The 11,954-nt window shown below is 71.6% G+C and carries 9 protein-coding genes and 1 tRNA gene; 2 read left to right on the forward strand and 8 right to left on the reverse strand.

The genetic code is table 11. The features are described from left to right. The first annotated feature begins 396 nt into the window (after window positions 1-396). A complete protein-coding gene (locus tag ACZ4MH_RS12295) occupies window positions 397-1,077 on the forward strand; it encodes a lysophospholipid acyltransferase family protein (protein WP_351590991.1) in 681 nt (226 codons plus the stop codon). A gap of 112 nt (window positions 1,078-1,189) precedes the next feature. Here ACZ4MH_RS12295 and ACZ4MH_RS12300 read toward each other — a convergent pair whose 3' ends face one another. From ACZ4MH_RS12300 to ACZ4MH_RS12325, 6 genes are all read right to left on the reverse strand, one after another. Beyond that, window positions 1,190-1,597 carry a nuclear transport factor 2 family protein gene (locus tag ACZ4MH_RS12300; protein WP_351590993.1) on the reverse strand — a complete coding sequence of 136 codons (408 nt, stop codon included), beginning with the start codon at window positions 1,595-1,597 and terminating at the stop codon, window positions 1,190-1,192. A gap of 114 nt (window positions 1,598-1,711) precedes the next feature. Next, on the reverse strand, window positions 1,712-3,256 hold the full coding sequence (locus tag ACZ4MH_RS12305) for an MFS transporter (RefSeq protein WP_351590996.1): 1,545 nt from the start codon (window positions 3,254-3,256) through the stop codon (window positions 1,712-1,714). Continuing rightward, the gene (locus tag ACZ4MH_RS12310; protein ID WP_351590999.1) at window positions 3,253-3,804 is read right to left on the reverse strand and encodes a TetR/AcrR family transcriptional regulator; all 552 of its coding nucleotides are present in this window, start codon (window positions 3,802-3,804) and stop codon (window positions 3,253-3,255) included. Before ACZ4MH_RS12310 ends, ACZ4MH_RS12305 begins: the two co-directional genes overlap by 4 nt. A gap of 163 nt (window positions 3,805-3,967) precedes the next feature. Continuing rightward, window positions 3,968-5,407, reverse strand: coding sequence for an argininosuccinate lyase (argH, locus tag ACZ4MH_RS12315; protein WP_351591002.1), 1,440 nt, complete (start codon window positions 5,405-5,407; stop codon window positions 3,968-3,970). A gap of 43 nt (window positions 5,408-5,450) precedes the next feature. Further along, window positions 5,451-6,644: an argininosuccinate synthase gene (locus tag ACZ4MH_RS12320; protein WP_351591005.1), complete on the reverse strand. Its 1,194-nt coding sequence runs from the start codon at window positions 6,642-6,644 to the stop codon at window positions 5,451-5,453. Window positions 6,645-6,736: 92 nt separating this feature from the next. After that, the gene (locus tag ACZ4MH_RS12325) at window positions 6,737-7,105 is read right to left on the reverse strand and encodes a DUF488 domain-containing protein (RefSeq protein ID WP_351591008.1); all 369 of its coding nucleotides are present in this window, start codon (window positions 7,103-7,105) and stop codon (window positions 6,737-6,739) included. Between the two features lie 144 nt (window positions 7,106-7,249). On the opposite strand from ACZ4MH_RS12325, the gene ACZ4MH_RS12330 reads away from it, so the two are divergent. Then, a tRNA-Pro gene (locus ACZ4MH_RS12330) sits at window positions 7,250-7,323 on the forward strand. Between the two features lie 61 nt (window positions 7,324-7,384). Here the strand turns inward: ACZ4MH_RS12330 and ACZ4MH_RS12335 are convergent. Next, window positions 7,385-10,378, reverse strand: a complete 2,994-nt coding sequence (locus ACZ4MH_RS12335) for a SpoIIE family protein phosphatase (protein WP_351591011.1) — start codon at window positions 10,376-10,378, stop codon at window positions 7,385-7,387. A 220-nt stretch (window positions 10,379-10,598) separates the two neighbouring features. Continuing rightward, window positions 10,599-11,936 carry an ammonium transporter gene (locus tag ACZ4MH_RS12340; RefSeq protein ID WP_351591014.1) on the reverse strand — a complete coding sequence of 446 codons (1,338 nt, stop codon included), beginning with the start codon at window positions 11,934-11,936 and terminating at the stop codon, window positions 10,599-10,601. Window positions 11,937-11,954: the final 18 nt, after the last annotated feature.

Below are 11,954 nucleotides of genomic sequence, written 5' to 3' on the forward strand. Positions count from 1 at the left end.
CGGTGCGGGGCCGATCGTAGGCCCGTACAGCTTTACGGTGGGAGACATCCGACCGAACACGCGGGTGAACCTGTGTGACGTATGGGGGATTTTGGGGTCGCCCGGACGGGGCACGGGCGCCCGTCGTGCTCTGTGCGGTGTGCGGCATTCCACAGGTCAGCGGCGATCTCTTCCGGCCACTTACGAACATTCGTACGCATCATCGGTCCCGCAGGCGGTGTAGCCGCGGCCCCTGCGTTCTTCGCATGACGGCCCGGTTAACCACCCGTGACGCAGCGAAAGGGCGTGTCAACTCTGCGTATCGGCCCCATGAACCCGATGTGCGATCGAGGTTGAGCCGCGAGTATCGTCCTCACCTGCAGACTCCTGCAATGACCAGCCAAACCGGAGGGCCCGTTGTCCCGCATTCTGCTGAAGGCGACTCTCGGATTCGTCATGCGTGTCCTGTTCCGCCCGAAGGTCGAGGGCGTGGAGGGCATCCCAGGCAGCGGACCGGTGATCCTCGCCGGTAACCACGTGACGTTCATCGACTCGCTGTTCCTGTCGCTGATCGTGGAGCGGCAGATCAAGCGCCAGGTGTACTTCATCGCCAAGGACGACTACGTCAAGGGCAAGGGCGTCAAGGGACGCCTGATGGCCTGGTTCTTCACCACCGCCGGCATGATCCCGGTCGACCGGGACGGCGGGCACGGCGGCGTCGCCGCGCTGATGACCGGCCGCCGCGTGCTGGAGGAGGGCAAGGTCTTCGGCATCTACCCGGAGGGCACCCGCTCCCCCGACGGCCGTCTGTACCGGGGCCGTACCGGCATCGCCCGACTGACGCTGATGACCGGCGCGCCGGTCGTCCCCTTCGCACTGGTCGGTACCGACAAGGTGCAGCCCGGCGGCAAGGGCATGCCCCGCGTCGCGCCGGTGACCTGCCGCTTCGGTGCGCCGCTGGACTTCAGCCGGTACGACGGCATGGACCGCGACCGCTACGTCCTGCGCGCGGTCACCGACGAGGTCATGAGCGACGTGATGCGGCTGTCCGGCCAGGAGTACGTCGACGTGTACGCCACGAAGGCCAAGGCCGCCTGACGCAGCGTCACTTTCCGGAGCCCCCTGTCGCCGTCGGCGGCAGGGGGCCCGTTGTTTCGTGCTTCGGTGTCAGCGGCCGCTTGTTCCGTTGCCAGCGGCCGCTGTTCCGGTGTCAGCGGCCGCCCAGCGGGGCGCGGCGCGCGAGGACCTTGCGGTGGCTGATGCGCCAGCCGTCGGCGGACCGTACGACGGTGTCCTCGTACGTGACCGTCCCGCACGTGCCGTCCGCGTTGACGCCGATGCCCTTGGAGCGGGCGAGCACCCCGCCGTCCGCCGGCAGCTCGGCGAGGACGATGTTCGTGACGTGGTGGCCCACCGGAATGGCCTCGCCCAGCGCGAGCGCCGCCTCGCGAATGGCCCGCACGCCCTTCAGCGGCGGCTGCCCGAAGTCGCTGACGTCGTAGACGACGTCGGCGGTGAACAGCTCGTCCAGCCGGTGCAGCTCGCCCTCGTCGAACAGGTGCCCGTGCAGCGCGAGCAGCTCGGCGATGGCGGTGCGGTCCTCGGCGGCCAGTGCCATGACGGTCCTCCTCCGGAAGCGCGAAGTCCTGGCACGGCGCAGGCTACCGGCGCGGACGCGCACCCGGCCGTGGGGCACGCGCCGCGCTCTTCCGCGGCATCCGGACGGACCGCGTCAGTCGCCGCCCTCCAGCGTCCGGCCGCGCAGCAGTACCCACGCGGCGGCCGCTGCGGCCAGCGAGATGACGCCGCCGGCCACCGCCGCGGCCTCCATGCCGTCGGTGAACGCCCGCTGCGCGGCGTGCAGCAGCGCCTCGCCCGTACGGTGCGGCAGGTCGCCCGCCGTCTCGAACGCGCCGCCCAGTGACTCGCGCGCCTCGGTCACCGCGCCGGCCGGCACCCCTTCCGGCGCCGTGAAGTTGCGGTAGACGCCGGTGACCACCGAGCCGAGCAGCGCGATGCCCAGCGCGGAGCCCAGTTCGTACGCCGTCTCCGAGACCGCCGAGGCGGCGCCCGCCTGCTCCTTGGGCACGCTGGAGAGGATCACGTCGGCGGTGACGGTGAAGGAGAAGCCCGCGCCGACACCGACCACGAAGAGGATCGCGCCCAGCACCGGCGTCGCGGTGTCGGCGCTCACCCCGGCGCACGCACCGAGTCCGAGCCCCACCAGCACCAGCCCGCCGGACACCACCATCCGCACCGACAGCCGGCGCGCGACGGGGCCGGCCGCCAGCCCCGCGCCCATCGCGCCGACGGCGGCGGGCAGTTCGACCAGCCCCGCGTTGAGCGGCGAGCGCCCCTGCACCATCTGCAGGAACTGGGAGAAGAAGAACAGCAGCCCGGCCAGGCCCAGGATGGTCAGCAGGTCGGCGAGCACGGCGCCGGAGAAGCCCCGGTTGCTGAAGAGCTTCATGTCCAGTAGCGGCGTGGGCAGCCGCAGTTGGCGGCGTACGAAGCCGACGAGCGCGAGCACACCGATGACGCCCGCGACGACGACCCCGATCCCGACGCCGTGCGCCGCGGCCTCCTTGATCGCGTAGACCACGCCGACCATGCCGATCAGCGACAGCGCGACGCTGGTCAGGTCCCACGGCCCCGGCTCCGGATTGCGGGACTCCGGCAGCACCTTGATGCCGACGGCGACCAGGATCACCATCACCGGCAGGTTGATCAGGAAGACCGAGCCCCACCAGAAGTGGCCCAGCAGGAAGCCGCCGAGCACCGGCCCTACCGCGGTGCCCGCGGAGGCCGCCGCGCCCCAGACGCCGACGGCCAGGCTGCGCTCGCGGGGGTCGTGGAAGAGGTTGCGGATCAGCGCGAGGGTGGACGGCATCAACGTCGCACCGGCCACGCCCTGCAGCGCCCGCGCCGCGATCATCATCTCCGGCGTCGTCGCGTACGCCGCCAGCGCCGACATCGCGCCGAACGCCACCGACCCGGTCAGCAGCAGCTTCTTGCGCCCGATCCGGTCGCCCAGGCTGCCCATCGAGACCAGCAGGCCGGCGATGACGAACGAGTACACATCGCCGATCCACAGCAGCTCGGTGCCCGACGGGCGCAGGTCCTCACTGAGGAACGGCGCGGCCAGGCCCAGCACCGTGGCGTCGACGCCGACCAGCAGCACCGCGAGCACCAGCACGGCGAGCGCGAGCCAGCGCCCCGGACGCGGCGCTTCCACTGTCGTCCCCCCTGCCGCTCCCGCGGCCACGGCCCCGCTCATCGTGTGCTTTCCCTTCGTACGCCGCCGAGCAGCAGCTCGGCGATGGAGTGGTTGCGGTCGGCGCGGGCCAGCCGGCCCTCGTGCACCGACCAGGCGCCCGCACAGATCAGTCCGTACAGCGCCTCGGTCAGCCAGGCCGGGGTCAGGTCGATGCGGAAGGTCCCCTCTTCCTGCCCCCGCCGGAAGAGCGCGTGTATCCGGGCGTCGAGCGCCAGCCAGCCTTCGTTGATCTCCTCGCCCTCGAAGAGCTGGTTCTCGGTGTACAGGAAGGCCAGTACCCCGGCGACCGGCTCGAGCTCGCCGATCAGCCGGCGCAGCGCGGCCTCCGCGCCGCCCTCCTCCAGCCGGGCGTCGTCCAGCGCCCGCGCGGACTCCTCGATGCCCAGCTCCTCCAGCGCCCGGATCAACGCGTCCCGCCCCGCAAAGTGCCGGTGCAGCGTCGCCCGGCTGATCCCGGCGGCCCGCGCGATGTCATCCATCGAGGCGGTACTCCTCCGGGTGAGCAGCGCTGCGGCGTCCTTCAGTACGCGTTCTCTGTCCACGGCCATGAGACAGATGGTACGCGAATGAGACATCAATGTCTCACGGAAATGAGACGTCACTGTCTCAGCGACCCCATACCCGTCTCATCACCACCCACCATAAGCACACGAAAGCGGCCGCCGCCCGGTCGAGGAGACCGGACGGCGGCCGCTGCCGCGTACCGCGTGTTTACTTCTGCTTGGCCGTGGCCCACGCCTGCTGCGCAGCCAGGTCGGCCTTGACCTCGGCGAGCTGGACGGCGACCGCCGAGGGGGCCGTGCCGCCGCGGCCGCTGCGCGAGGCGAGTGCGCCGGGGACGTTGAGGACGGTCCGCACCTCGGGCGTCAGGTGCTCGGAGATCTTCGCGAACTGCTCGTCGGTGAGCTGGTCCAGCTCGATGCCCTGCGCCTCGCACTCCTTCACGCACTCGCCCGCGACCTCGTGCGCGACGCGGAACGGCACGCCCTGCTTGACCAGCCACTCCGCGATGTCGGTGGCGAGCGAGAAGCCGGCCGGGGCCAGCTCCGCCATCCGCTCGCGGTTGACGGTCAGCGTGGCCATCATGCCGGTGAAGGCCGGGAGCAGGATCTCCAGCTGGTCGCAGGAGTCGAAGACCGGCTCCTTGTCCTCCTGCAGGTCGCGGTTGTACGCGAGCGGGAGGGCCTTGAGCGTGGCCATCAGGCCGGTCAGGTTGCCGATGAGGCGGCCGGACTTGCCGCGCGCCAGCTCCGCGATGTCCGGGTTCTTCTTCTGCGGCATGATCGAGGAGCCGGTGGAGAAGGCGTCGTGCAGGGTCACGAAGGAGAACTCCTTCGTGTTCCAGATGATGACCTCCTCGGCGATCCGCGACAGGTCCACGCCGATCATGGCCGTGATGAAGGCGAACTCGGCGACGAAGTCACGCGACGCCGTGCCGTCGATGGAGTTGCCCACGCTGCCGTGCTCGAAGCCCAGGTCCTTGGCGACCGCTTCCGGGTCCAGGCCGAGCGAGGAGCCGGCCAGCGCGCCGGAGCCGTACGGCGAGACGGCCGTGCGGTCGTCCCACTGACGCAGCCGCTCGGCGTTCCGGGACAGCGCCTGGACGTGCGCGAGCACGTGGTGCGCGAAGAGGACGGGCTGGGCGTGCTGGAGGTGGGTACGGCCGGGCATCGCGACGTCCGGGTGCGCCTCGGCCAGTCCGATCAGCGCCTCCTGGAGCTCGCCGAGCAGCCCGCCGAGGATCCGCGCGTGGTCCCGCAGATACATCCGGAAGAGGGTCGCGACCTGGTCGTTGCGGGACCGGCCGGCCCGCAGCTTGCCGCCGAGGTCCGGGCCGAGGCGCTCCAGCAGGCCGCGCTCCAGCGCGGTGTGCACGTCCTCGTCGGCGATGGTGCCGGTGAACGAGCCGTCGGCGACGTCCCCTTCGAGCTGGTCGAGGCCGGCGATCATCCGCTCCAGCTCGTCGGCCGTGAGCAGGCCCGCCTTGTGGAGCACGCGGGCGTGCGCACGGGACCCGGCGATGTCGTACGGGGCCAGCCGCCAGTCGAAGTGGACCGAAGCGGACAGCTTGGCCAGGGCCTCGGCCGGGCCGTCGGCGAAACGGCCGCCCCAGAGCCGGACGTCGCCGCTGCCGCTGTTCCCGTTGCTCACTGCTCTGCTCCTCGTGGGTGGTCGATCAAGAAGGAAGAGAAAATCACGCCAGGTCCCGCTTCGCGGCGATCTTGCTCGACATGCCGAAGAGCTCGATGAAGCCCTTCGAGAGCGACTGGTCGAACGTGTCGCCGGTGTCGTACGTCGCCAGGTTGAAGTCGTACAGCGACTGGTCGGACTTCCGGCCGGTCACGACGGCGCGGCCGCCGTGCAGGGTCATCCGGATGTCGCCGGAGACGGCCTGGTTCGCCTCGGCGATGAAGCCGTCCAGGGCGCGCTTGAGCGGCGAGAACCACAGGCCGTCGTAGACCAGCTCGCCCCAGCGCTGCTCGACCTGCCGCTTGTAGCGGGCCAGCTCGCGCTCGACGGTGACGTTCTCCAGCTCCTGGTGGGCGGTGATCAGGGCGATCGCGCCGGGGGCCTCGTAGACCTCGCGGCTCTTGATGCCGACCAGCCGGTCCTCGACCATGTCGATCCGGCCGATGCCCTGGGCGCCGGCCCGCTCGTTGAGCTGCTGGATCGCCTGGAGGACGGTGACGGGCCTGCCGTCGATCGCGACCGGCACGCCCTCCTTGAAGCTGATGACGACCTCGTCGGCCTCGCGCGGGGTGGCCGGGTTCGCGGTGTACTCGTACACGTCCTCGATCGGCGCGTTCCAGATGTCCTCCAGGAAGCCGGTCTCCACGGCCCGCCCGAAGACGTTCTGGTCGATCGAGTACGGCGACTTCTTGGTCGTCGCGATCGGGAGGTTCTTCTCCTCGCAGAAGGCGATCGCCTTGTCGCGGGTCATCGCGTAGTCGCGGACCGGGGCGATGCAGGTCAGGTCGGGGGCGAGGGAGGAGATGCCGGCCTCGAAGCGGACCTGGTCGTTGCCCTTGCCGGTGCAGCCGTGCGCGACGGTCGTGGCGCCGTGCTTCTTCGCGGCGGCGACCAGGTGCTTGACGATGGCCGGCCGGGAGAGCGCGGAGACCAGCGGGTACTTGTCCATGTACAGCGCATTGGCCTTGATCGCCGGGAGGCAGTACTCGTCGGCGAACTCGTCCTTGGCGTCGGCGACCTCGGCCTCGACCGCACCGCAGGCGAGCGCGCGCTTGCGGATGACGTCCAGGTCCTCGCCGCCCTGGCCGACGTCCACCGCGACGGCGATGACCTCGGCGCCCGTCTCCTCGGCGATCCAGCCGATGCAGACAGAGGTGTCAAGGCCGCCCGAGTAGGCGAGTACGACGCGCTCGGTCACGGGTTTCTCCTTACGGTGCATACGCTGATAGGTATAAGTATGCAGTACACCGTATGTTTCGTCAAACGTGCTGTTCAGAGGCGCGAGCCCCCTCAGGCGCCCTCGCGCAGCAGATTCAGCAGCACCGCCGCATGACTGAGCTCCAGCTCTTTGGTCGCCGTCAGCAGGGTGACCGGCCCGTCCGCCGCCAGCCCCCGCAGCCGCTCCAGCGCGCCGCGCCCCGGCTCCTCCGCCAGCTCGGCGCGGTACCGCTCGGCGAACTCCTCGTACGCCTCCGCGCGGTGTCCGTACCACTTGCGCAGCTCGCTCGACGGCGACACGTCCTTGCACCACTCGTCCAGCCGCGCCGCGTCCTTCGCGAGCCCGCGCGGCCAGAGCCGGTCGACGAGCACCCGCGCCCCGTCATCAGGGTCCACGGTGTCGTACACGCGCCGCATTCGTACCGTTACGTCCTTGCCCATGGCGGCATTGAAGCACCGCTCGCGGCGCCGCGCCCGCAGCTCGGACCGACCCTCGTCCGGGCCCCGTTTTGGATTCCGGGCCGCGGACAGGTATTTTTCTTCTGCACGCACCGACCGGGCCCGCCCGGGAACGGTGCAGAGCACCGGGACGTGGCGCAGCTTGGTAGCGCACTTGACTGGGGGTCAAGGGGTCGCAGGTTCAAATCCTGTCGTCCCGACGGTGTTTTTGCAGCTCAGGGGCCTTCTTCGGAAGGCCCCTGAGCTTTTTGGCGGCTGCCTTCAGTCCGCGTGCGCCCGCCGGGGCGGCGCGCGCAGGGTGAACCAGACGCTCTTGCCGTCCTCGGCGGGGCGGGTGCCCCAGGAATCCGCGAGCGCGTCCACGAGCGTGAGGCCGCGGCCGGACTCGTCGCCGGCCCCTGCGGTCCGCCGGCGCGGCAGGTGCGGGCTGCGGTCGGTCACCTCGACGGTGAGTCCCGACTCGGTGCGGCACAGCCGCAGCCGAACCGGGCCCCTGGCGTGCTGGACGGCGTTGGTGAGCAGCTCGGACGTCAGCAGCTGGGCGTCGTCGGTGAGAGCGGCCAGCTGCCAGGCGTCCAGGGTGGCGGCGAGGAACGCGCGGCCCGCGGGCACCGCGGCCGGTACGGCGTCCAGTTCGCGCCCCGTGGTCGGCAACGGGACGCTCGGCATGTGGGCGAGGAGCAGGGTGACGTCGTCGTCGCAGCCGTCGGGGTCGGGCAGCAGGCCGGCCAGTACTCCGTCGGCCGCCTCCTCCAGCCCGGGCGCCGTGGCGAACACGCCGCCCAGGGCCCGGGCGAGGACGTCGATCCGGGCCTCGATGTCGCAGCCGGGGGTCTCGACCAGGCCGTCGGTGTACAGCGCCAGCGTGGAGCCGGGCGGCAGCGGGACGGTGACCTGCTCGTGGCGGGTCATCCCTACCCCGAGCGGCATGTTCACCGGCACCGGCAGGGCGCTGACCTCGGTGTCGGGGGTGATCAGCAGGACGGGGAGGTGCCCGGCGGAGCAGATGTCCGCCTGCCCCGCTTCCGGGTCGATCTCCAGGTAGCAGCAGGTGACGAACTGGTCGGGCAGGTCGGCCACGACCGCCTCCAGGGTCTGCATCAGCTGCCGCGGCGCCATTCCGCTCTTGGCCAGCGCGTGCGCGGCGGCGCGCAGCTGTCCCATGACGGCGGCCGCCTCCAGCCCGCGGCCCATGACGTCGCCGATCAGGACGCCGACCCGGCCCGCGTCCTGCGGGACCAGGTCGAACCAGTCGCCGCCGACGCCCGCGCCCTGGGTGGCGGGCAGATAGCGGTGGGCGGTGTGCAGCCCTGCCACCTCGGGCGGGGTACCCATGAGGCTGCGCTGCAGGGTCAGCGCGACGTGCCGCTGCTGCTCGTACAGGGCGGTGAGTTCGGCCGTGGCCCGATTCTGCTCGGTCACGTCGCGGGCGATGGCGCAGGCGCCGGTGATCCTGCCGTCGAGGGAACGGGTCGGCCAGAGGGTGAGGTCCACGTCGATCCGCCGGCCCGCCCTGGTGACCCGCAGGGTCTCGAAGTGCTCGATCTTCTCGCCGCGGCGGAGCCGCCCGAGCAGCTCGTCGATCTCGCCGGCGCGGTCGAGCGGCGCGAGCATCGAGACGTGGGCGCCGATCGCCTCCTCGGGCGTGTAGCCGTACAGCCGCTGGGCCGCGGCGTTCCAGTACGTGATCCGGCCGTCCAGGGTCTTGGCGAGGATCGCGTCGTGCGAGGACTCGACCAGGTCGGCGAGGCTGACGATCCGCTCCTCTGCCGACTTGCGGTCGGTGACGTCCCGCACGGCGACGGACACCAGGGTGCCGTCGGCGGTCTCGATCGGGCTGAGGCTGATCTCGGCGGGGAATTCCGTGCCGTCCCTGCGCAGTCCGTACAGGTCCAGCCCGGCCCCCACCGGGCAGACCTGCCGGTTATGGGCGTAGCCGTGCCGGTGCAGGACGTGCAGGCTGTGGAAGCGCTCCGGTACCAGGATCTCCACCGGCCGGCCGAGGAGCTCCGCGCGCTGGTATCCGAACAGGATCTCGGCCTGGGCGTTGACCAGCTGGATGGCGCCGGTCACGTCGACGATCACCGTGGCGTCCGGCGCCGTTTTCAGCAGGGTACGGAACCAGCCGTCCCTGCCCTCGTGGGGTGCGGCGCCCGGGGGCGAGTTGGGCCGCGGCCGGGCCGCCGCGGATCCGTTCCCTCCAGCGGTGCCGGTGGGCTGGCACAGCATCAGGGACAGGCCGGCATCGGGCTGCTGTCCGGTGTGCAGGAGCAGGCGGGTGCACAGGGAGTCGAGGGCCTCCTCGGGGGACGGCACGCCCAGGGCGGCCGTCGCCTCGCTGAGCACGGGGAAGGGCGCGCCCCGCGGGTCGCGCGCCTCGGCCAGGCCGGCGCTGTAGAACAGCAGCCGCTCGCCGGTCCGCAGGCGGCAGCGGTACTGCCGGGGGTCCGGCTGCCGCCCCAAGGGGCGCGAGGCCACCGCGGGTTCCAGGGGATCGACGCCGTGCCCCGAGCGCAGCGGAGCCGGATGACCGCAGTTGACCAGCCGTACCTCGCCCGGCGCGAACTCGGCGAGCACCGCGGTGACGCAGCCCTCCGGGCCGAGCTGCGGGGAGAGCTGCGCGTCCAGCGCGGAGGCGAGTCCGGGCAGGTCCTTCGTGGTGTGGGCCAGCTCGCGGAAGCCGGCCCCCGCGGCCGCGGTCAGCCGCATCGCGTCCGGGCCGTCCCCATGGACATCGCCGACGATGATCCGCAGTCCGAACGGCGTCCGCGCGACATCGCACAGCCCGCCGCCGACTCGGGGCTGCTGTGCGAGGCAGCGGTAGCGGACGGCGCACACGTCCGTGCCGTCGAGGTGCAGCGAGACGGGGCGGAGCCCCCTCTCCCGGGCGACCCGGACGGCCTTGTGGGCCAGCGTTTTCAGTGCCCTCTCCGACGTGGTCCGGTACCAGGCCACGTACACGGTGAGGGCGCAGCCCGCCAGCAGGCCGCACCACCGGAGGACGAACGAGCCCGTCAGCAAAGCGCCGCCGGCCAGGCCCGCCGCCACGCCGAGCGGCAACGCCCAGCAGCAGACGAGCACGGTGTGCCGCACGCTGAGCCGCGTGCAGGCCAGCAGCGGGCCGATGACCAGCAGCGCGACGAGTCGCACGCCGATCACTGCGTCCAGTACGGCGATCAGCAGGCAGACGCCCGCCGATACCGGCAAGAGGGGAGGCGGTGGTTGCCGCCGCCCCGGCACACAGGTAGCCGTCATGCTCTGCTCCCCCCGAACGAGCGGTGCAGCGATCAGCCGTCCCGCCCTCGGTCGAGCGCAGGGGAACGGTCTGGTCCGATCCACCTTTGCCACGATCGAGCCGCTCGACAGCACCTTGACCGCAACACGGCGGAATCTGCCCGGATGTAATCGGAGCGATGCGGAATCTGCCACCGGGGGCCGGGCCGCGCAGGCGCCGCGGCCTTCCGGGGAGGGCGCCTCAGTCGCCCGGCTCCTCGTCCGTGCGGTGCCGGGGCGTGACGTGGGCCGCGCCCGGGATGCCGGCGGCTACGGGGTCGCGGCGGCCGACCGTGCCGTGGCCGAGTACGCCGTGGTCGTAGGCGGTTTCGGCGTGGACGGTGAGGTCGAGGCCGGCCCGTTCGTGGTCGGGGTCCGCGCGGAAGCCCATCAGCTTGTCGATGATCTTGCCGAGGGCGTAGCTGACGAGGAAGGCGTACGCGCCGGTGGCGAGGACCGCGACGAGCTGCTTGAGGAGCTGGCCCGCGCCGCCGCCGGAGAGCAGGCCGGCCGGGCCGTCCGTCATGGCCGAGGTCGCGAAGAAGCCGATGAGCAGGGTGCCGATGACGCCGGCCACGAGGTGGACGCCCACCACGTCCAGGGAGTCGTCGTAGCCGAAGCGGAACTTCCAGTTGACGGCGTAGGAGCAGACCACGCCGGCGACCAGGCCGATGGCCAGCGCGCCCCAGATGCCGACCGAACCGCAGGACGGGGTGATCGCGACCAGCCCTGCGACCGCGCCGGAGGCCGCGCCGAGCGTGGTGGCGTGCGCGTCCCGGCGCTTCTCCACCAGCAGCCAGCCGAGCAGGCCGGTGCAGCCCGCCGCCTGGGTGTTGATCAGCACCATGGCGGCGGTGCCGTCGGCGGCGACCGCGGACCCGGCGTTGAAGCCGAACCAGCCGAACCAGAGGAGACCGGCGCCGAGGATCACCAGCGGCAGGCTGTGCGGCCGCATGGCCTCCTTGCCGAAGCCGAGCCGCGGCCCCAGTACGAGCGCGAGGGCCAGCCCCGACGCGCCGCAGTTGACCTCGACGACGGTGCCACCCGCGAAGTCCAGCGCGCCCAGCTGGTCCAGGATCCAGCCGCCGGGCGCGAAGACCCAGTGCGCGATCGGTACGTAGACCAGGAGCGTCCAGGCGGCGGTGAAGGCCACCCATGCGCCGAAGCGGGCGCGGTCCGCGATGGCGCCGCTGATCAGCGAGACGGTGAGGATCGCGAAGGTGAGCTGGAAGGCGGCGAAGAGGGCGGTCGGGATGTGCCCGGTGACGCTCTTCGGGCCGATGCCGTGCATTCCGAGGTGGTCCAGGCCGCCGATCAGGCCGAGGCCGGTGTCCGGGGCGAAGACCAGGCTGTATCCGATCGCGAGCCAGACAACGGTGACGACGGCGATCGCCACGAAGCTCATCATGAGCATGTTCAGCACGCTCTTGGAACGCACCATGCCGCCGTAGAAGAGCGCCAGGCCCGGCGTCATCAGCAGGACCAGGGCGGTGGCGGCCAGCAGCCAGGCGGTGTCCCCGGAGTCGATTCCGGCAGGCATGTGTGTCAACCTTCCCGC

This window comes from Streptomyces sp. NPDC026301, from assembly GCF_055567935.1.